We start from the raw sequence: 21,134 nt of genomic DNA, 5'->3' as shown, positions 1-21,134 counted from the left end.
TCCTCAGAAGGCGCTGTTGGTGATGATCGGAGTGACGAGCAGCAGCCATTGGTCGTTGGTCTGCGAGGCTGAGACGTTTCCGCCAAGCACTGCTGCCTGTCCGGGCAGCAGGCCGCGACGGTCGAAGCTCGCGCTTTCCGCTGTATCCGTGCTGATGACGTAGGTCTGCCCGTGTTGAACACGAATGCGGCCACGAGCCCGTCGCTGGCTGGTCTCCGGATATTCCTGGTACTGAATCGCAGACTGCTGTTTGCGCAGCGAGTCGAGCACTGTCACGGACAGCTCGTAGCTCAGTTCGGCGAGTTCGCTGTCGAAGACGCTGATTCCGAACTTGCCGTCCAGGCCGACGTTGATGCTGGACTGCTCGGTGACGACCGCGGTATTGCCGACGTTGGAGCCGCCGCTCGAGGAGGTCGGAACGGTCACCAGGCTGGACTTGGAGGCGTAGTAAATCGTGCGCGTGTTGCCGAATTCCTGCGTATCGTTCTGCTGCAGCGGCACAAACCCCTCGCGAACCACGACGGTGTTGCCGCTCTGGTTCAACAGCGACAGAGCGTACGAACTGCCGTCGGTGGAGCCGCCGGACTTCGTCAGGGTGAGAACTCCGGCGCCTGCAGTCTGCGAAGGCGATCCAACGACCAGCGATGCAGTTCCGCCGGCACGGCGCAGCAGAACGTCGAGAGCAATGCCGGCTTCCCCGCCTTCAGTCGCCTTGAAGTTCACGAGCTGCCACCGCAGCACGACGCGGCGAGCGGCGGAGCGGGCATCGAGGTTGACCAGCTTCTCGATGTCGGGCATCGCCAGCGGGGCGCCGACAACCGTGATCGTGTTGTTGTTGCGCGAGATGCTGGTGCGAGCATTCGGGGCGATGGCCTTGATGTTCGCCTCGAGTTCGATCCACGGGTCCTTTCGATTGCCAGCCATGCCGCCGACGTCCACGCCGCTGCGCTCGATCCGGAAGATCTTGGTGACGGACTGCATGATCACGATGGCCCCGTCGGTGAACTCCCACGTCACGCCGTAGCGCGACGGAAGGCTTTCCATCGCCTGGCGGCCGGTGCCGACGAAGTCGAGCATCACGGACCGGCTGGCCGAATCACCGAGTAACTTCACGGGCGTACCGGTCGCACGCTGAAGGTCCGCCGCGAACAGACCCAGAGGGGTGGGATCGATCGAGCGGTACGCAAAAGGCTGATCGAAGACGGGCGGAAGCGTCTGGGCAGCGTTGCGCGGAACGATCCGGTCCGAGACCCACAAGCCCGGCATGCGCTGGAACAGCGGAACCTCATCGGCGGCGCGCTGGGCGTGCTGCTCCTGCGTCGCTGTCGTACGCACCGTGCCGACCTTCACCAGGTCTTCGGTCTTTTTCTCGGCTTGCACGACTGCGCAACCGGAGACCAGCGTGATCAAGATGAGCGCTGCCGGCAGGCGCGCCCACGAACGGAGTGTGTCGAGAATCGAGTGGTTCATTTGCGGGCACTCAGGCGGGGTTGAACGACGATGGTGTTGTCGAACTCACGGACCACGAAGGGCGAGCGCGACTTGCTGAATGCGTGCGCGACGACGGTCATCGCTTCGACCAGGTCCGGATAGCTGCTCGACGCGAACTGCTGCGGGTCCAGATCGGGGTACGTGTTGCGCACCGGTCCGGGCGCGTCGATGGGAACGTCGTCGACCAGCAACCACTGCATCGACGCGCCACGCTCACGAGCCCAGCGGGCGAATGCAGCGCGGAGGTTCCTGTCTTTCTCTTCCAGCGCATAGGTACGGGCGACCGGCGCTTGCGTGACAGGTCTGGCAACTGTTGCTGGCGCCACGGGCAACGGAGCCACGGGAAGGCGCTGTGCCGCGGGGGCGATGGGGAACGCGTCCGCGGTGTTGCGGACGGATTGGGCCGCAGCGGGCAGCGAAATCGCGGCCACGATGCTGGCGAGGAGTACGGAGATCTTCATGGAGTTTTCTCGATTCATCAGTAGCTGCTCACCACGAGGGTGCGGTCGTTTGTTGCGGAGGCGCGCAGTCGGTAGCCCACAGCAGATGCTTGTGCGATGACTGCCTCGGCCGCCGCCTTGAAAGTCGGCTCGGTGATGACGGCGTCGCCGGTGATGGGAACGCGATCGCTCGCGTTCCAGACGAGCCTCCACTGCGCGTCATCCGCCCAGCGAGCCAGCATGGTTTGCACATTGGTGTCTCCATGACGCATCTGCCACTGCACCGCGGTCTGCGCTGATGCGCCTCGCGGTCGCTGCGTCGGCTGTGGCCTTGCCGTTTCTGGCGCAGATGGCGCTTCTGTCGCTGGCCGCTGAGGAGTTGCGCCAGGAACCGCTACGCGGATCACACGGTTGCTGTAAAAAGTCGCATCCAGGACGTATCCACGGTCCTTCAGGCCGTTGAGCAAGCGCTCAAGAGCTTCCTGGATCGTCGCTCCGCCGATAACGGCGTCGCCGGTGATCTGCGCATCCAGTGCGGCAGGGGCGTCCCACACGAGCTGGTAGTTGGTTTGAGAAGCCCAGCGACGCAGTGAACCCTGGATGGTCCGATCAGCTGCTGTCAACGTGAACGCGATGGGGCGCGTGCCATCGTTGGTTCCTCTGCCCGACTGCTGGGATGCGATCGCACTCGCCTGCTCCTGATTGAGCACGCCTGCCTGCACCAGCGCGTCGAGGTTCGCCCGCACATTGGGACGGGGTTGAGCGACTTGGCGGACGGTTTCGACGGTGATAGAGCTGGGCCACTGCTTCCCCTTCGGGGTTCCGGCAACACCTGAGCGAACCGATACGCGACTCGAATCGACGCCCAGCCTGCGCAACGCGTCGGCGATGGCGTCTCCGCGCGCGCGATCCAGGCCTTCCTTGAGGGTGTCGTCGTCTCGGCCGGTGACGATCGCGCGGCTGCTGTCCCCAATGGAACGGGCAATGGCAACGAGCTCGCGGCGCGCTTCCGGCGACAGCGCAGCCGATCCCCGCGCGAACCAGACGTGGCTCTCGGACTTTGTCGTCTCTCCCCAGGTCACCGCGTCGCCCTTGATGGGTGTCGCATAGCTGTTGCGGTAGATCGCCGTGTCGGGCGCTCCGCCGGCTCCGGGTACCGACAACGTGGCCACCATCCGAGCACCCTCGGGGATCGAGACTCCGTTGAAGGGCGCTGTTGCCCCCGACGGGGCCACCAAGTTGATCGGCGGGCTGCTCTCCCGCGGAAGACCGGAATAGACCACATTCGCTTGCGCGCGACCGACCTGCAGGACGAATCGGCCGTGGACTTCCGGCACCTTCACGTATGGGCCTTCCTGCGTCACCTGCAGCAACTGGGGCACGTCCGCCTTGTTGCTGAAGATCGCCGGCACTGCCTCGCCCGCGCGGAACTGGAAATAGGTTTCGCGTCCGTTGTCGAAAACCTGCACTGGCTTCGCCCGCACGTCGCCGGCGGCAGCGTAGTTGAAGTCGAAGCTGCCAACACGGATCGAATCCGCACCCATCGCCGGGAAAAGCGCGAGCAGCGCGAGACCTATCGCTGACCGAGCAACGCGGCGCAGTACGACAGGGGCCATCTGGGGTGACAGGAATTGGATGGACTTCATGGGTGACGGACCGGGTAGGGTTCTGGGAACACCATGTCGGCGACGACTTCGACATTGATGCGCGTGCCTTGGTCGACAGTGATCGTTGGCGGGATCACCCGATTGCGCTCGAGGATCGTCTTGCTGACATCGGAGAGCACTTGGCCGGCAGCCGTGGCGGGGCCAGTGGCACCAACCTGCGTCACGCTGCTCGGTTGCTTGCCTTTGTCGGCGAGAACGGCGATCAGCAACGAGGTGCCGAACATCTTGAGAAAGTGGTTGTTGACGTCGCCCGACATGCCGCTCGCGCCCGCCATGTCGACACCTTGAGCGGCAGGCAGATCGAACGAGTAGCCGTTGGGCAATATCAGTCGCGTGAACGCGAACATCAGCCTTGTTTGACCAACAGCGACTTGCGAGTCGTAGGCTCCCACCAGGGTCGAGCCCTTCGGGATCAGCAAGTTGTTGTTGCTGTCGTAGACATTCGAGCTGACGTACGCAGTGAGCCGTCCTGGCAGATCGGAATTGACCTGGCGACCCAGGATTGCGGGGATGATCTTTCCTTGCCGCAACACATAGCCGCCGGCGGCCGCGTAGCCGCGGATGGTTCGCTTGCCATCCGCCTCCTTTGCATACTCTTTGAGCCACGCCCCTTCGTCCCGCGTTGCCGGCGCCTGCCCCAGCAGCTGCTTGATGCGATCGTTCTGAAGGCTGGTGTCGGCGGTGGCACTCGGCGGAACGGCGGCGGCTGCGTTTCTTCCGAGCAGTGCTCCCAAGTCTTCCCGCCCTGCGCCTGCGGCTTGAATATCACGACGCTGTACGTCTCTGGACGTGTCATCGAAGTCGTGCGCCAGCGACTTCGACAGCCGCACTGCTGCTTCCTGCTCCAGTTCAGCAGCGGAACGCCCGGGTGCGGCCGTGGCCGCGGACGCGACTGGAAATGGCACAGGAGCAGACGGAGCGGATGCGACCGGATGCGGAACAGACGCGGGAGCCATTGCAGGCACGGCAGCGCGCCGGCGTTTGACTTCGTCCTCTTCCTCGCGAAGAGTCGCATCGGTCCCCACGCTGCGTATCTCCGATGGGTCGGTTGCGACGACGGTCTTCTCCGATGCGCCTGATCCGGAGGACAACAGCGTTGTCACCACACCTGCTGCGACCAGTGCCATGAGGCCCAGAACGGCGAGCGTCGACTTCTTGACGGGGATACCCGGCTTTGGCGCGTCGGGCTCCAGGATTGACTTGTCGGAGAGTCCCACGTCAGCTCCCGAGCTGGAGGCCAAGGAAACTACGCTTCGCCTGCACCGGCGCCGCGTTGATCTTCACCTCGGTCCGACCGAGCTTCAACACGGCCTTCTCCACCACTCGCTGCGCGACCAGGTAATCTCCTTTCACCTCGAAATTCACCAGCGCGTAGTCGCTGCCGTCGATCACAGCGAACAGGGCCGGCAGCTCCTGCAGGCCTGACGGCATCTTGAAATAGGTGAATCGACCATCGTCAAAAACGACCGTGGGGCGGAACGGTGCGTCACCTTGGATCTCGTAGCGGAAGCGAAGCGCTTCCGGCTTCAAGCCAGTCGGTTCCGTGACGAGGCGCAGGCCCGGGTCCGTGGCAGTCGCGCCAAGTGTGATCGCGGCCGCTTGGGTCTTGCCAGTCGCAGGAGCGTCGGCGCCGGCAAGATCCAGCACCACCTCTTGCGGGTAGATCCAGTTGATGCGCTGGTGCCACTTCTTGCCTTCGCCGGTGCTGCGCAGGACGAACTGGTAGGTCCGCTGGTCGGTGATCACCGTCAGCGATGTTTCCTGGTCCTCGAACTTGGGCTTGACGAAGAGGTTCTTCCGATTCTTTGTCGGAGTGAGCTCCCAGTTGGCGGTGTCGCCGGCCGCCACCGACTGGATCAGTTCGTCGGCACCGAACTGGATGTGCGTGACAGCCTTGGGCTTCGCAAGCACCAGGTATGTCTGGTCGGCGTCGAACTGAAACTGGACGAGCCGTGTGTCGCCGGCCAGCGGGGTGGCCTTGACCTCGGCAAAAGCCGAGGGGACGCCAGCGATCGCCAGAAGCAGGGCGCAGGCGGCAACGCGCCACAGGTTGAACTTGATCACAGGGCGCGCTCCTCTACGTCGGAGAACTGGGTCACGAACAGCCCCAGCGGGTTGGCCAGGAGGTCCTTCTCCTGGGTCGGGGGCAGCAGGCGGTAATTCAGGGTCACGCGGAACTTCTTCACCTTGTCGGGCGCGGGAGCACCAGCACCGAGGCGCTCGGTCGTGGTCAGGAAGACAAACGCCGTGCCTTTCTGAGAAACGTCAACCGCGGTCACCTTGACCTCCCGCACCATGTCTGGCTCACGCGACATGCGCTCGAAGATCCGCTCGCGCGCTCGGAACTCACCGAACTGGGTGACCCCCTTATCGGCCGTGCGAGCATTCGCCCAGCGCAAGAGTTCGCTGCTGCGCAGCGGGTCGATTGCGTAGACTGCCTCGGCCCAGCGGCCTAGTTCGGCCTTGATCACCGCAGTGTTCGGATCTACCCGCTGGACCTCCACAGGCCGATTGACCGTGCCGTCGGGGTTGACAGGAACCAGGAACCCAGTGACGGTCTTCAACGGCAGCACGAAGGCGAGCGTTGCGACGCTTGCCAGGCCGAGAACGATGCAACCCACCGAGATCAGGAACATGCGAGCGCTGGAGACTTGCGCCGATCCGTAAATCTCGACGAACTGTTCGCGCGCCTTGTCGTAGAGAGAAGGCGGGGTGTTGGCGCCGGCGTGAAGGTAAGACTCGGTATGCGAAGCGGCGTCGCTTCCGGCCTCGTCGTCGACCGAACGTGCTCTGGAAAATTTCCCAAAAAATGACATGCGTGACCTCTTGCGGTCACTGTAGAAGCGGAGGTCCTTCAGGCGACCCCTCGCAACGCACGCTGCTACGTCAGTTGAAGGCGGAAATAAGGGCGGGGTGCCCTCGGGGGATCAGAAAACGAGGCGGAAGAGGCCGCGGCCGACTGCGATAACGGCGAGAACCAGGCCGACGCCACCCGCAGCGAAGGCGAGGGGCTGTTGCACAACAAGGTTTGTCACGATGTTGCGAGCAGCAATCTGCGGATGCTCGGCGAGCAGCGCTGCGCGTGCTGCACGTAGCACGTCTTCGTCCTCCGGTGCCAGCACGTCTTCCAGCGATGCGTCGATGTCCTGCAGCTGTGCCCAAGGCGATGAACTGCGAATCGACTGCAACCACGCGTGCACGTCAAGCCCTGCAGCATCAGCTAGCTCCGGCCCGCCCTTGTGAGCCAATGCCCCACCAGTGAGCGCCACCATTGCCTCGGCGAGCTGACGTTGTTCATGCGCAGGAAGCAGCAAGGCTTGGTCGAGAACAGCGCCAAGAGAAGGTTGCGATGTAGCGGCCATGTTCACTCTCAGTCGCTGTCGAAAGCGACACTAGCCGACGTGCTCGAGCGGATCTGTCCACGTGTACTGGCCGATGCACCTGCGCCCCCGCATTCGTCCATACGCGGAATCCGGACGCGTGGACCGGCCATGACGGACCATCCCACCAACGTGTTCCAAAGCAGCCCCGCGTACCGCGAATTGAGGCATGGCGTGGCGCTGTGATAGCTCGCGATGCCGAACCAGGTGTTGCCGTGTAGGCGCATCTGCTTCGCCAAGTGCCAGGCAGCGATGTAGGTAGCAATGCACCCGTCCATCAGGTGCGCGGGAGCGATGCCATAGGAAGCCAGCTCTTTGAAGTGAATAGAGTTGATCTGGGCCATCCCTACATCGATCGACTTGTTCGCGTTCCTGTTGATCGCTTGTGGATTGAATCCGCTCTCCACGTTCAGGATGGCCTTCAGAATCCATGGATTGACACCGTGATAGCGCGCGGCATCTGGCACGCATGGCGTGCGGTCGTTCAAGAACGCGGGGAGGACGGGCTGCGCGCCGGCCTGGATCTCGCCACCCGTCTGGGCATAGGCCGGCCCGCCGAGCACGAACAGCAGAAAAGGCAGCGTTTTCCAACCCAGCTTGAAGTTCACCCCAGCACCGTCCTCACAGCTTCGTCCGCATCGACCGCGGTCACGACGACCGGCAGCGTCCGCCTCGACACGGCGCGGTTGAGCGCTGCCTGCGCGATTGCCTCCGCGTTCGCAATGCTCTGACCAGAGACATGCTCTGCGAATTGCCCCGCCGTGAAGCCGTCCTCTAGTTGCACGTTACGCTGCGCCAGCCACTTCACCAAATGACGCGCCAACGCGTCGGCACTTGGCAACTCGAACAACACCTTCTCGGTAAACCGCCCGCCACGGAGCAGAGCGCCATCGATCTGATCGGGGTTGTTCGTAGCGGCAACCCAGACGACGTCTCGTACTCGGTCGTGAACGCCGTCCATGAGCGTGAGCAGCTTGTTCGTCGAATCCGTGGCAGGCGAGTACGCGCGATCGCGGAGCAGTTCATCCGCTTCATCCACGAAGATGATCGCTGGCCGCAGTTCCATCGCCTTGTTGTGGAGCGCGTCGAGCTTGCGCGGATCTCGTGCCAGCTCGGCCCCAGTCGCCGGCAGGAATGCCCAACCCAGCTCGCGCGCAATCGCTTTCGCGGTGGCAGTTTTACCTGTTCCGGGTTCGCCGTGGAAAAGAACACCAGTGGGCAAGGTGCCGCCGTATCGCTCGGTGTGTTCAGGGTCGGCCATCCGCCCAACGATTTCGTCGATCAGTCGGCGAGACCGTTCAGACATCACCAAATCGGAGAGTGGCTTCACGTCTTCCGGGATAGACCCACGCTGGCCTTGAACGACGCGAAGTGCGGCCATGAAGTCGGAGAACTCGGCCCTCCTCTTCCCGTTCAGAACGCCGCGGAGTTCTTCCGTGACGGCCAGGATGCGCTTGACTGAGTAACCATTCCACCGAGCAGCTACGCGCTGAACGGTTTCCTCCGAAACAACGATTCCGGGTGCATTAGAGTCGAGCCCCTGCTTGAGCAGCCCAATTCTGGCGGGCAAGTCTGGGGGTGGGATATCAACTTTTAAGTCGAATCGGCCTTCACCGATCGAAGCTGCGTCCAGACGATCAATGAAATTCGTCGCGGCGACAAGGATCACGCGATGCCTGCGGATGTCCGTCATCAACGTGAGCATCGCATTCACCAGGTCCCGGTCTTCCTTGACACCAGCGCCTCCGGCATCGCGCGCTTCCAAGAAGCTGTCGACCTCATCGATGAAGAACACACAAGGTTGGCTCCTGACGGCCTGCGCAAAGGCTGCCCGAACTGCAGCAGTTTTCTTGCCTACCCATTCGCTGGCAACGTCGGCATAGCTCAATCTCACAAGCGGCAGCCCCAATTCGCCCGCGAGCGCCTCGGCAAACGCGGTTTTCCCGTTACGCGGCAGACCGTGCAGCAAAATGCCGTTGCGCGCCTCGCCGTTGGTTCCGCGCCTCGCGACAACCACATCGGCTGCGGCCTTGAGACGCGCCTTGGTCTCAGCGTTGCCGTGAATGTCCGCGAACGTCTTGCGCGGCTTCTCCACGCGAGCAGGTTCGTCTGCGACATCGGACTCCCTGGTGGGCAGTTCCTGGCGGGTGTGTTCGCGGCGAGAATTCGCAAGAAAGCCGAATCGCCACAAATATGCCGAAACGCCGGACACGGCCGCAGCGACAAGCATTGGCAGATGGTTTGCGCCCTTGGCAGTTCCATGCCAAATCCAAGCGGCCCATGCGCCGACAAGCACGACGCAGTAAACCGGCGCCATTGCCCCCAGGACGAATGACTCGCCAGACGTACCTGTCACCATCCGCTTGCTGATGGCCAGCAGTAGTGCCAGGAGAAACAGAGCAGCAATCCCAAGCGCGAAGAACGCCTCGATGCTGATGTCGGGCAGCAGTTGATAGAGGATTGGCGCGCCGATGTACTTCTTGTATCCCAGCGCACACAGCCAAATCAGGCTTCCCCAATAGATTGCCGTCCCGAGTAGTTCAGAGCTTTCGTGTTGATTTTTTTCCATCGTGCGTTTCCCCCATGAGCCAGATTAGCTTACAGGCGAACTTCCTCTGGTCAACACCTACCCGCGAGCCTTGTTGGCCGCCCACCTGCCGGCTTGGCCAGCGCCACGCCCAGCGGTATAGGCTGCTCGCGCAGCTGCACCGCGTCGAACCTGATCACGTGCCTGCCCCTTGGCACCTTGCACCGCGCCCCGCCACGCAGAGAACGGCGCCTGCACAAGGCCTCCAGCCTGGCGAGCGGCTGCGCCTCCCATCGCGGGGGTCTTCCCGGCGGTGCTCTGCGCGACCCCCTTCACGCCCGAGAAACCAATACTCCCGGTCCCACCGGACAAGAGCCCGGAAGCGATGCCCGGCGCTTGGCTCATAAGCAGAGCCGAGAGGGTTGCGAAAGCGATGAGGACTCCGTAAAGCAACACGTCAGCGAAGAAGCTTTCAACCGCCAGTGCTCCGCGCGCCTCATTTGCAGCGAACGTCGCGATGTCCGTCACGCTCGTCAGAAGTCCAGCCGAGACATTGAGAAGGAACAGCGCCACGATCTTCAGCATGCACGCACCGAGCAGGAACTTGAGCCACGACTCGAAGATCCAGCCCAGCGGCTTGAACATCAGGAACGGGACCATCACGGGCGCCAAGGCCAGAACGAGTGTGACCGAGACGTAGCCCATGATGATGTGCGCCGCCATGACGACGCCCGCCAGCACAAGCAGGAATGCCGTGAAGACTTTGGCGAGTGCAGCCATCACCATGGAACCTGCCGATGCGAGGAACGTCATCACCACACCGTTGAAGATCGAATCTCCTGCGGTGCCGGTGGCAGTCACGCGCGGCATGTCGACGATCGCGGCAATCGCCTTGAAGATCGGCAGCATCCCCGCCCTAAGCGCCCCGTCCAAGGTCGAAATGTTTGCTCCGGCGATTGATGCACCTATTCCATCCATCGTCCTTTCGATGATCTCGCCGGCGGTTCGGTCGAGAAACGCATAGACGACACCAAAGCTCACGAAGACCGGAACCCAGTCCGCGATCATCTCGCCCAGGCCCTTGCCCCCTGCCATGTTCTTGATCGCAGCCCAGATCAGCAACGTCACGAGGAAGAACGCCGTCACGGCGTCGCCGAAAGATCGAAGCTGCGTGTTGTTCTTTAGGCGATTGAGCTCGGTACCCACCGACGTGGACAACTTTGCGGTAATTTGTTCGGGACTGAATGGGTATTGCGTCGCGGTAGTGGTTGGTGCGGTCGGCGGCGCCGGCGGTGGTTCGACGCCGAAAGCGATCGTGGACGCCAACACAGCGACCACAAGCAGGGCCCGCCGCAGTCGGCGATAGATCCCGCCGCCCGCGTAACGCTGAAGCAGTCCCAGAGCCGCGAGAGTAATCCGTTCGGCAAGCATGCCTGCTGCATCCGCTACGAGCGAGTGCCCGGCCCCTCGTCTCATTGGAACCCCCCGAAGCTGCGCTGGCGTTGTTCGATCGCCTCTTGCCGCTTGCGCATCGCTTCACGCTGTGCGGCGGACTGCTGATCGTCGGCCGCCTTCGCTGCGTCGCGCTCCGCGCGGTCACCCACTGTCTGGCTCAGCACCTCGAGCAACTTCGCATTCTGGGTTACCACTCGATTCATCTGCGAGTTGAGCAGCGCCATGGACTGCTGGACGCCCTCTGTCGTATTGATCGTGGGCTGCAGCTGCCGCGCAAATTCGTAGTCGGACTGAACCTGCTTCAACAGATCCTCTTCGTACTTGAGCCGCTCGACCGCCCTCTTTTGACGGCGGGTCGCATCGTTGGAAACGGTCGACACATACTGGCTCCAGCTCATCCCGCTAAGCCGAGCCTCCGTCAACCGCGTCTCGATCGCTTGCACCTGGTTGCCCAGGCTGCCTTCGAGCGTGGTGATCGCGTTCCGATAACTGCTCAACGTGTTGTAGGCCGCTGTCAAGTCGCTCGGAAGGCCGGTCGGCAAATTTGAGAGCTGCTTGAGATTCTGCAACTGGGCCTGGTATTGCTGGATTTGCAGCATGTACTTCTGGACCAGCGTGGACGCGGACTTAGCGCTGTCAAGCGCCACTTTCACGAGCTCGACGTTGTTCATCAGCTGCGTCGGCTCCGTTGCACCCGCGAACCCGCCGCCAGCGTGTGCCGGCGCGGCCGCCACGGTGCAGAGAACGAGAATCCACGCTTTCAGTTTTTCAAGCTTTGACATTCAGCACCTCCTTCAGGTATCGCAGTTCCCAGTCCGGCCCACCCTCCCGCGCGTAGTCGAGCAGTGCGGAGCGCTTGTGTTCTTGTGTCGTCGCTTCGTTGATGGCGATCAGCACCGCAGGCATATCGGTATTCACGAGGCGCGTCGTGTTAGGGCGTACCAGCAGGTAGTCACGCTTCGGAATCGCCTGCGCGAGCAGTTCGATCTGCGCATCCGTCGTACCCCAGATCGCCTTGTACTGGTCGGCCTGCTCGTGCACGCTGGACTTCATCGAAGGCAGGAGAATCTGCGAGGGGATGTTGGTCACGAAAGAGCCGAGGTTCGGAAGCCGTGCGAGCTCGTCCAGCGACTGGGTAGCGAACATCACGAAAGCCCGCTTCTTGCGGAAGGTGCGAAGCCAGTCTTCCATCTTGCTCACGAAAGCCGGGTTCGAAAGCATGTACCACGCTTCTTCCACGTAGATCATGCTGGGCGTGTTCCCGTCGAGCGCGCGCTCGATGCAGTAGAAGGCATAGTCCATGAACGGGCTCGCCACTTTCGGATCGTCCAGCAGCCCGCCGCACTCCATGCCGACCATGTTGGTCAACGCGAAGTCGTCCTCCTGGTTGTCGAAGTACGCCGCGTGGGAACCGGCGTTGTAGTCGCCTTCTTCCTCTGTGCGATCGACGTAGGGCGCGAGCTTCAACGCCAGGTCCTGGTTCTGTCCCGCGACCAGTGCGTACAGACCACTGAGCTTCCAACGCACGCTGTGCGACTTGCGTAGCTGCTGGATAGCGGCGTTCAGGTTCGTGCTTTCCTGCGCAGAAACGGTGTTTCCGCCAGCGCCGATCAAGACTTCGAGCCATTGCCTCAGGCGAGAGTCGTCGCCACCTTCCATCATCACGCGCACCGGATTCATGTTCCGGCGCTTACCTTTGCGACCCATGTCGATGTGTTTCCCACCGAGCAAGACCGTCGCCGCCATCAGCGAGTAGTCCTTATCGAAGATGAAAGTACGCGATGGGTTGTACTTTTGGAACTGCGCGATCAGAAGAGTCAGCAGCGTCGTCTTGCCGGCTCCGGATCCGCCGACCACTGCCGTGTGGCCCAGGTCGCCTTCATGCGGGTTGAAATCGTACGTCACGCCATAGGGTGTGACGAAACGGCAAAGCGGAGGAACCTCCCGCTTGAGAATGCGACTGAAGAGCGGGTGTGTGCTCTCGCCAGTCGAGATCGTCCGAATGGGCGCGAGGTCAGCGATATTCGCCGTCGACGTGAGCTTCCACCGCAACGTCGCATTCGCGCTGCCCGCGAAGGTGGTCAGGATGGCGGACAACAAACCTTGACGCTCGCGCAGAACCGTATAGCCGCCGGCGCGCAGCGTGCTGCTCAAGAGGTCGACCGCCGCTTCCGCTTGGCGCTGCGTGTCGCCCAAGGCGAGCACGGTCATGTTGTAGTAGCCGTAAGCGACGTCGCCGGTGGTCAACTCCACAAGGGCTTCCTGCGCATCGTCTGCCAAAGTCAGGTTGCCGGTATTCACCTTGTCGCTCACGACGTCGAACAGTCGCTCGGCGACGCGCGTGACGACGGACTTAACCTCCGACCGGTAGAACATTTCCGCATCCTGGATGTCCTTCTCCGCCGGGACCCGATCCAGGACACGGAAACATTGGCAAAGCACATACTCGCAGTCGAGGGCCATGAGGTTGTCGACTTGGCTGCTGTGAGCGCTTTTTGGCGTGCCTGTTGTCGAAAGCGCGCCAACCCATACCGTCTTGCTGGGGCCGCGGAATCGGAACAGGTCGTGCTGTCGATCGACGTCGTCCGTGGCCAACAGCGTGTTCAGGTAGGCAAGCTGGTCGAGGTCCGGCGGATCAACTGGACCACCCGCAGACGCGAGGTTCGCCCGGCCGTACAGTTCGCCCAGCAGCTCGCCTTCAATGAGCCGATGGAAGCCTATGGCCCGGTCCACCACGCCACTGAAGTCCGAAATGATCTTCTCGAACTCGTGAGCCATGTCACCCAGCTGACCTCTCACGCGCGAGAGTGCGCCACGTTCGCTCAGGCGCTGCCGCACTAGTTGCGTGAACGCAGGGAGTACGCGGCCATCCGACTCCCGAAGCGCCGAGCCGACGGCCTCGAAGAACGCTTCCGACCGGTTGGGAAAGTTGTAGCCCAGGTACATGGTTTGGCGCAGGCGAGCGTTCCTGCGCTGCCCGCAGGCCTTCTCCCATTGCCTGTCGATCAGTCGCGCCACCGGGTTCGAAAACTCGTTGTCGAGATAGCCGCTCGTGAAGCGACGCTCTTGGAACGTCCACAAGGTGCAGCGGTCCGTCAGCGTGCGAAGCGCGTTCTGCAGGAGTTCGATGCGCTGATCGGCCGCGAAGTCTTCCTTGCCCTCCACGTCGTCGCCGCTGAACTCGAAGCCGGCAAGCAGTGAACCATCCTTGCAAAGCACTAGGCCAGGCGCCACGAGCCCGAACCACGGCAGCAGCTCGGCGAAGCTCCGGGCCGCCCGCCGAGGCTTCGTGAACAAATCTTCAAACGTCAGCACCTGAGATCCTCGTCATGTTGGAAGGTCACGACCCCAGCCGCGCGCTCTTTCCTGCCTATCGGTCGTGCGGGGAGTCGAGTCGAAGACATGCCCCTCCTGCAAGTACCGCAACAGCAGCGCCACGAACTGGTCGTCGCGTTTCGAGAGCCATCGCCCGATCAGGAAGAAGAGGGGCAAGAAGAAGAATCCCGAGTAGAGGTGGAGCCCGAGGAACATCGTTCCTGCGATCACCAGCCCAGCGAAAAACCCCTTCTCGACGCCCAGGATGAGGCGCGGACGATGCAGCGCTGCGTGGAACGGACTGCTGCGCGACGCCATGTCTTACTGCAGGCAGGCCGACAGGCCGGTCACTCGCTGGATGTAGCTGTTGTTCGCCAGGAAGCCGCCCAAGCCGGTGAGGATGCCGAAGATGATGGCGACGGAGATGATGCGGCTCCAGTCCATCTTCATGATCATCCCCATCACGCACACGGCGATGATCACCGCGATGAAGATGAAGACTGCGAGCGGCCCCTTCATCCATTGGATGATCGGACAGCCGAACTCCTGAAGGAACGGGATGTCGAACGCAGCCGCATGCGCGCCGCCGGGCGACATGAGCGCCAGAACGATCAGCACGACCGCGGCGAGGTAGAAGGCGCTTCCGCGGCCGAACGCGGGCACTGCGGGAATCTGGATCAGGTTGGCTTGCATTGAACTCTCCGGGGTTGAAAATCAGAATGTTTCGATCTCGTACTCGCCGCTCGCGCGGTTGTACCCATGAAGACGGCTCACCTGGGAGACCGTCCGCACCTTGCCTTCGCGCTGGATGTAGAACACGAGCTGCACGGTCTCTGCGATCAGTGCCCGCAGCGGCTCGTACGGAATGCCCATGTTCGCCATCAGCATCAGGTTCTCAAGCCGTGGAAGCGAGCGCGTGGCGCTGTTCGCGTGAATCGTCGCGCCGCCACCCGGATGGCCGGTGTTCGCCGCATCCGCCCAGTCGTAGGCCTCGGGGCCACGCAGCTCACCCATGAAGATTCGACCTGGCGCGTACCGCATGGCTGTCCGAACCGCTTTCCGAGGTGTGACACCATGCTCCTCGTCACACTCGACCAGCACGTGGTTCTCCGCCCGAATCTGGAGCTCCTGGACGGACTCGATCACGAACAGCCGTTCTTCCTTCGGGATGAGGGACAGCGCGGTATTGAGGAACGTGGTCTTTCCGGATGCCGTGCCGCCTACCACCAGGAACGTCTCTCGCTTGGAGACGCCGTCCACAAGGATCTGCGCGTATTTCTCGGAAATGACGCCTTGCGTGACGTACTCCTCCAAAGTGAAGACCCGCGCTGCGTGCCGTCGAATGCACATGGACGGCCCATTTACGGCGACCGGCGGAAGGATGGCCTCGACCCGGAAACCGGGGAGACGCGCTGACAAGATGCGCGAGCGCGACTTCTCGCCGACTTCCTTGGTCACGAGCGCGGCGATCAAGGTGATAGCCGCTTCGATCTCGCCTCTGGACAGCGTGACCGGAAAACGGACGTTTCGGCCGTTCTTGGCGATGAACACCTCGTTCGGGGCGTTGATCATGATCTCGTTCACGTCCGGGTCGTCAAAGACCTGGCGGATGGACCCGAGGGTGTCCATGATCTGGGAAAGGATCTGCGACTTGTACCCAACACGCGTGCTCGCGGTTGCCAAGCGGTTTGAAGTCGTCGATGCGTCCATCCTGAAATTCTGTGGCGGACATTCGCGTCAGCATCCGCATCCAACGCACGCTTGGATGTGCGTTGGAGCGGGAGCAGCTCGATCAGCGGCCGAAGAGCGGCTGCGAGTTGGATACCAGCAACGACAGCGGGAGCGCCACAAGTGCGGCCCACGCCGGCGCAAGCAGTGGTGACATATGGAACGGTAGCGTGAGATACAGGAGCGGCAAAGCCAAGACCGGGATAACGATCAATCCGGCGAGGGTGAAGGTTGCAGGACGCATGGACCCGAATTCGGCGAGCTTCACGCTGCGCAGCATGAGCCCGTCATAGACGGCCGCCACAAAGACGGGCAGCAGCGCGACAAGCCAGAAAACGACGATGGCGAAGCGCATCGCTACGACGTAGGCTTGTTTCACCATGCGCTTGAGATAGCCGTTGTGAACCTGGGACGCGAACTCCCCCACTGGGCCAGCCACTCGCGCGCCCAACTCCTGCTCGGCCTTCGTGTGCTGCGCCGCCTTCAGTTCGCCCGCGAGCATTGCCAGTGGTGTGTTGGAAAAGAGGCCGTTGGCAACGGACGTCACAAGACCGCCCAGCCGGTCGCCCATCGCAAGCCGCGTTTGCTGAACTTCCGTACGCAGGAAGGAGTCCATTTCGTCCGTGGTCCGCAGCATAGGCGCGATGAAGAATCCAAGCGCGGCAAGCAGCAACCAGAATCCGAGATGCTGGGAGTTCTTCATGGTCAACCGTGTGGGGCGTACTTGGCAAGACAACCCGCGTCGGTCGCGCTGGCGATATGCGCGATCAGGCTATTGCGCAGTCCGTGCAGCAAGACGGACGCGGGCGACCCCGGAATCTGGCGCACGAGCAGCTGCTCGATACCATGTCCGCGCGCCCATTGGAGGAGCGGAACCGAGAAGTACTCCCACCCGCGAGATGCACCATCGCGGTCGATCCCGCGGATCGAGAGCTTTGCCACGTCTTCCACAATGCTCGCGAGGCCATACAGGTACACGCCCACGACGCGGCCTTCGAACGATTGCGCGCGGTCGATCGCTTCTTCCGCTGCTCGGGCGGCGCGCTCTACTGCGACGCCCAGCAGCGGCTCGCCATTCGCGGCGGGCCACCTCGGCGTGATGAAGCCCGCCAGCTTTTCCGTCGCCAGCCGAAAGTTCGGATGGTGCGTCCACAAGGAGAGCGCGATTCCTTCATAAGGCTTGCCGGCGATCGTCTCGTTCAGCCACTGCCCGGTCTGCTTCTGATCGGGCAGGTCGCTCACCGGCCAGATGACCTCACCTTCCGCGATCGCGTTGCGCGTTTCGGAACCCCGGGAGCGTTTGTGCCCAATGGAAATGACAGTGGTGTTCATGATTCTTGTTCGTGGCCTCGCGCGGTGAGTACGGGAATCCGCCCTTTGACCAGCTCCCCGCGATTGAACAGTCCGATGTAGTGGAGGTCTGGCAAGCTTGGCAACAACGAGCGCGGAAAGATCTCCCTGTCGCGCTCACTGATGTTCGTGCTCGAGTTTGCGGAGAATTCCAGCCCGACGTCCTCCGTCTTTGACCCAATTCCTGTCGACTGGCCTTGGATCAAGATGCTCGTCTCACCCAACTTGTCCATGATCAAGTTCATCGTGTCCGGATCTTGGGTCGCGGCGACGATCAAGTTGTTCACGTTTCCGATGAGCTTCTTCGCGCGATGGACATTGCCGGAGAAGCGGTCAACGATGTCGCTGAACGTCTGAAACAGGAACCACATGAACACGCCGGCGCCCCGCCCCTTGTTCGCGAGCTGGATCGCGGGGTTGCCCAAGCCGTCCCCGGCCTCGTCATTGAAAATGTGTATCTCGCGCCGACGCGCGTGCCCGGGCTCTTCGTAGTTGTAGATCTCCGCAGCGACTGAGGCAGCATCGGCCAGAACCATGGTCGCCATCGCGCGGCCCACCGATTCGTCGGCCATGGTGTCCGACCCGAGGTAGAAGATATGGTTGCCCTCGACGATCCGCTTCATGTCCATGATCGGCCGCGGATCGTCGATGTCGTCGTAGTCCGGCGACAGCAGATCGCGAAGATCATCGGTCGTCAGCTTGGTCAGGAGCGGCGTGATCGAGATGATCATCTTTCCGAACCATTCACGGTTCGCTTCCAAGATGGCGACGAGACCACGTAGCTCTTCGGGCTTGACCGGCAAGCCACGTTGACGCGCATCGTCTTCGTGCTCGGGGACCATCTCCTGGAAGACCTTGATCATTGCCGTGAGCTCGATGCTGCCGGTCTCTACGATGCCCTTGGGCGGATTGCGGCCAGATGCCTGTGCCGCCAACGCGTTGACCTGGCGCTCGAGCGCATCCTGCAGCTGCGGGCAGTCCTCGCCGAAGAACTTCTTCAGTGCGAGCGACGTGAGGTGCTCAACCGCACTTCGTGACTCCATCGCCGTCTTCAGCGTGTACACCGACACTCGCCGACCGACGTACTTCATCGCATTCGTGATGCGATGCACGGCCATCCAGCAAAACTCCTTGAAGTTGTCGGCCTCCTGGCTGTCCAGGACCATCGTGATACGCGAGGCAACTTGAGAAACCCGATCCCAGTTCTTGATCAGGTCGAGCCTGACGCTCTCGCTAGCGAACGCAGGATGCAGCATCAGGAATCGTCCGGGATCACCGGACAGGACCGCTGCTTGCCGGCAGATCTCGCGCAGGTCCTTGTCGCCTTTCGGGTCGATCACGATGACGCAGCAGCCCCGCATCGCCAACTGGAAGATCACGAGGGCCGCGAGACGCGTCTTGATCGCGCCTGTGGTGGCCACCACGGCACAGTGACCCTTCAGGGTGTCGAAAGGCAGCACCACGTCTCGCTCACCCATGTCGAGCCCGTGGATCCAGGGCAATCCCTTTGCCTTCCGCGGATCGTCGCGGCCGATCCACTTCAGCCACCAACTCGGCGGATAAATTTCATTGAGGTCGCGCTTCATGACTTCGAAGGCGCGTTGCGTGTGCCTCGGCTCCCACCTGTAGCCCCAGCCCAGCCAGAGGTTGTCCTGCAGGTCCTTCATCGCGTCGCGCATTCGAATTGCCGGCATCACGACTACCGGCTTACCAGAAAGGGCGAGCTTGTAGAACAGCAGCCGCCGCGCAGCAAAGATTCGCAGCGCGCCCATCACCAGGGCGAGCATTGCGCACCCAAGCAGCGCCGGCTTCGAAGCATTGAACGCGATCGTGATCCCGAACATCCACACGCTCGCGAATGCCCAGACGACGCCGGCCCGCGCTTCGTAGGCGGGCCGAAGTAGTTGCTCGAATCTTTTTCGTTCAGCCATCAGAGTCCGAGCCGTTTGCACGCGAGATTGGAGAGAACCACGGCTTGCACTTCAGGGCGGCCCTCAGGAATCGAAACCTTCTGGATGCGCATGCCCGGCGTCGCACGCGGTGAGTGGATCAATCCCGTTCTGGCCAGCGCCTCCAACCAGTTAGGCACCTCGTGGATCAATTCGGACAGGAACTTGAACGAGATCGCCGCGCCGTTGTCGATACGGCGCATGGAATCCGAGTTTTCCGGACGCTCGCGCCACGCCTTGATGACCTTGCCGAGCCGCTCGACCTGCAGCGCAGAACCGATATCTGTCCGGAGGTCTTCGGGCACGAGGTCGGCGTAGCGCACCTCCGCGGCTTCGACCAGGCGTTCGGGCTTCGACTGCTGCCTGGCCATCTCCTGCAAGGAGGGCACTCCGGTGGCGGCGGATTGCGACCCAGCGCCCGTCTGCTCGATTGGGTCAGCGCTCGGTTTGCCAGCGTCAACTGCAGGCTGCTCGGCTTCCTCTACGTCCTGTGCCTCCGGCGCGGTCGTGGGCGCGGATGCGGCGACCTTCTCCGCTGCGGCGCGCTTCTTCGAGCGAGTCTCTTTTGGGGGGGCCGCCTGTTGCTGCTCGGCCTGCGCGATCGGATCAGCGCGCACAACTTCGTCCAAACTCGCAGGTGCGCGGGCGAACTGGTCGGGATCGTAGTCCTCGAGCACCGCAAGAGGGTTGGCGAATTTGACGCCCGGCTTGATCTCGCCGTGCTCATCAACGACCTCCACCATCCCCATGTCGCCCGCATCGCTGTCAAGGATGCCGGCCGCGCGCATCAGCGCCGAGAGCGTCGGCGCATCGTCGGGCCACCCCGCATAATCTCGCGCCTTACCGTATCCGATGACGCTCGGCGCCGCATCTGGCCACAGGAGGTAAAGCCCCTTGGCGTCCGCTCGAAGGCAGGACTCGTTGACCTTCCAGGCGCCCGACTCGATGAGCGCGCGCACAGCACCGATCAGATATGGGCCTTGGTGGGAGCCGGCCAGCAACCGCCCGAACGCCTGCGGCCGCCGCGCGTCCTCGCGGCGCTGGACACGCTCCCAGGTTCCGGAGACGACTTGGTACGCTAGACGCGATGGGCCTGTTCCACCCGCCGCCAGCGCGTAGAGCGCGGTGACGAGTTCGCCCTCACCGTCATGGAGCATCTGGAGGTTCTCGGCGCCCACCACGGTGGGCACCAGGGCGACGGCTGCGGGGCTTGGCCCAATTTCGGCATCGCCGCTTGCACTGCCCCACGAAACGAACAATCGCTCGACACCGCTGGCCCGCGCCCAGTCCGTGACGCCTCCAAAGTGACGCTTCCACACAGCCCCGTCGCTAGCGGCAACTGCCATCAAGTCAAGGCTGCGGCCCAGTGGGAAAAAGAGTCCTGCCAAAAAGCACAGGTAACGCCAGCGAGCCTCCAGCGAGTGGCGCCGCTCCACGCCTTCGGCACCGGTGAAGATCCGACCATCGGAGCTCTGGAACGAGAAGAATGCGAGTTCGAGGCATGCGCGAAACAGCCCCATCTCTCCGGCGAATAGTCCACTCGCCGTTGCTGGTAGCGTGTTGATGTGCTCGGCGAGGCGACGAAGCGGGGCCCTGAAACGGCGCTCAAACTGCGCCTCTTCCACAGCCGCGTGCAAATGAAGGCGCGTGAGCAACTGCTGGTTGGCGGAGAGAATCTCGGAAGCGTCCAAGATCGGCAGGCCGGTGTCCGCAGGGGGGTATTGCAGCCGCGCCGATGATCCGGCCGCTCTCGCAGGCTGCGAGGTCACGGCCTCCGTCGGAGCAGCGGAAGGAGGAGCGATGAGCCGGCGCAGCCACTGAAAATCCATTCA

Annotated in this window: 19 protein-coding genes; all 19 read right to left on the bottom strand. The window is 62.5% G+C overall.

Features of this window, described 5'->3' with window-relative positions:
• Positions 1-3: 3 nt before the first annotated feature.
• The 19 genes from H8R02_RS24450 to H8R02_RS24360 all read right to left on the bottom strand — a co-directional run bounded on the left by H8R02_RS24450 (position 4) and on the right by H8R02_RS24360 (position 21,131).
• The gene (locus H8R02_RS24450) at positions 4-1,470 is read right to left on the bottom strand and encodes a hypothetical protein (protein WP_187084120.1); all 1,467 of its coding nucleotides are present in this window, start codon (positions 1,468-1,470) and stop codon (positions 4-6) included.
• The gene (locus tag H8R02_RS24445; protein WP_187084119.1) at positions 1,467-1,952 is read right to left on the bottom strand and encodes a TcpQ domain-containing protein; all 486 of its coding nucleotides are present in this window, start codon (positions 1,950-1,952) and stop codon (positions 1,467-1,469) included. The genes H8R02_RS24450 and H8R02_RS24445 overlap by 4 nt, the downstream gene beginning before the upstream one ends.
• Positions 1,953-1,969: 17 nt before the next feature.
• On the bottom strand, positions 1,970-3,577 hold the full coding sequence (locus H8R02_RS24440) for a TcpQ domain-containing protein (RefSeq protein WP_187084118.1): 1,608 nt from the start codon (positions 3,575-3,577) through the stop codon (positions 1,970-1,972).
• Positions 3,574-4,815, bottom strand: coding sequence for a TrbI/VirB10 family protein (locus H8R02_RS24435; protein WP_187084117.1), 1,242 nt, complete (start codon positions 4,813-4,815; stop codon positions 3,574-3,576). Before H8R02_RS24435 ends, H8R02_RS24440 begins: the two co-directional genes overlap by 4 nt.
• A 1-nt stretch (position 4,816) precedes the next feature.
• On the bottom strand, positions 4,817-5,662 hold the full coding sequence (locus H8R02_RS24430; protein ID WP_187084116.1) for a TrbG/VirB9 family P-type conjugative transfer protein: 846 nt from the start codon (positions 5,660-5,662) through the stop codon (positions 4,817-4,819).
• Complete coding sequence (locus H8R02_RS24425) at positions 5,659-6,414, bottom strand: VirB8 family type IV secretion system protein (RefSeq protein WP_187084115.1); 756 nt, start codon at positions 6,412-6,414, stop codon at positions 5,659-5,661. Before H8R02_RS24425 ends, H8R02_RS24430 begins: the two co-directional genes overlap by 4 nt.
• Positions 6,415-6,525: 111 nt before the next feature.
• Positions 6,526-6,960 carry a hypothetical protein gene (locus tag H8R02_RS24420; protein ID WP_187084114.1) on the bottom strand — a complete coding sequence of 145 codons (435 nt, stop codon included), beginning with the start codon at positions 6,958-6,960 and terminating at the stop codon, positions 6,526-6,528.
• An 8-nt stretch (positions 6,961-6,968) separates the two neighbouring features.
• Positions 6,969-7,586, bottom strand: coding sequence for a lytic transglycosylase domain-containing protein (locus H8R02_RS24415; RefSeq protein ID WP_187084113.1), 618 nt, complete (start codon positions 7,584-7,586; stop codon positions 6,969-6,971).
• Positions 7,583-9,547, bottom strand: a complete 1,965-nt coding sequence (locus H8R02_RS24410; RefSeq protein WP_187084112.1) for an AAA family ATPase — start codon at positions 9,545-9,547, stop codon at positions 7,583-7,585. The genes H8R02_RS24415 and H8R02_RS24410 overlap by 4 nt, the downstream gene beginning before the upstream one ends.
• A 57-nt stretch (positions 9,548-9,604) precedes the next feature.
• Positions 9,605-10,936, bottom strand: coding sequence for a type IV secretion system protein (locus H8R02_RS24405; RefSeq protein ID WP_187084111.1), 1,332 nt, complete (start codon positions 10,934-10,936; stop codon positions 9,605-9,607).
• Positions 10,937-10,977: 41 nt separating this feature from the next.
• Entirely contained in the window at positions 10,978-11,742 is a 765-nt protein-coding gene (locus H8R02_RS24400; protein ID WP_187084110.1) for a hypothetical protein, read from the bottom strand.
• On the bottom strand, positions 11,729-14,275 hold the full coding sequence (locus tag H8R02_RS24395) for a VirB4 family type IV secretion system protein (protein WP_187084109.1): 2,547 nt from the start codon (positions 14,273-14,275) through the stop codon (positions 11,729-11,731). The genes H8R02_RS24400 and H8R02_RS24395 overlap by 14 nt, the downstream gene beginning before the upstream one ends.
• A 12-nt stretch (positions 14,276-14,287) precedes the next feature.
• Entirely contained in the window at positions 14,288-14,593 is a 306-nt protein-coding gene (locus H8R02_RS24390) for a VirB3 family type IV secretion system protein (RefSeq protein ID WP_187084108.1), read from the bottom strand.
• A 3-nt stretch (positions 14,594-14,596) separates the two neighbouring features.
• Positions 14,597-14,968: a TrbC/VirB2 family protein gene (locus tag H8R02_RS24385; RefSeq protein ID WP_187084107.1), complete on the bottom strand. Its 372-nt coding sequence runs from the start codon at positions 14,966-14,968 to the stop codon at positions 14,597-14,599.
• A gap of 21 nt (positions 14,969-14,989) precedes the next feature.
• Positions 14,990-15,985 (bottom strand): TadA family conjugal transfer-associated ATPase, encoded by a 996-nt coding sequence (locus H8R02_RS24380; RefSeq protein ID WP_187084106.1) that lies wholly within the window; start codon positions 15,983-15,985, stop codon positions 14,990-14,992.
• Between the two features lie 82 nt (positions 15,986-16,067).
• Complete coding sequence (locus H8R02_RS24375) at positions 16,068-16,706, bottom strand: IncC plasmid conjugative DNA transfer DtrJ family protein (protein WP_187084105.1); 639 nt, start codon at positions 16,704-16,706, stop codon at positions 16,068-16,070.
• A gap of 2 nt (positions 16,707-16,708) precedes the next feature.
• On the bottom strand, positions 16,709-17,335 hold the full coding sequence (locus H8R02_RS24370; RefSeq protein WP_187084104.1) for a hypothetical protein: 627 nt from the start codon (positions 17,333-17,335) through the stop codon (positions 16,709-16,711).
• A complete protein-coding gene (gene traD, locus H8R02_RS24365) occupies positions 17,332-19,284 on the bottom strand; it encodes a conjugative transfer system coupling protein TraD (protein ID WP_187084103.1) in 1,953 nt (650 codons plus the stop codon). The genes H8R02_RS24370 and traD overlap by 4 nt, the downstream gene beginning before the upstream one ends.
• Positions 19,284-21,131 carry a TraI domain-containing protein gene (locus H8R02_RS24360; protein ID WP_187084102.1) on the bottom strand — a complete coding sequence of 616 codons (1,848 nt, stop codon included), beginning with the start codon at positions 21,129-21,131 and terminating at the stop codon, positions 19,284-19,286. The genes traD and H8R02_RS24360 overlap by 1 nt, the downstream gene beginning before the upstream one ends.
• Between the last annotated feature and the right edge of the window lie 3 nt (positions 21,132-21,134).

Origin of the sequence: Ramlibacter albus, assembly GCF_014297445.1 — a bacterium.
Taxonomy (GTDB): domain Bacteria; phylum Pseudomonadota; class Gammaproteobacteria; order Burkholderiales; family Burkholderiaceae_C; genus Ramlibacter; species Ramlibacter albus.
This window is presented reverse-complemented; position numbering and strand designations above follow the sequence as displayed.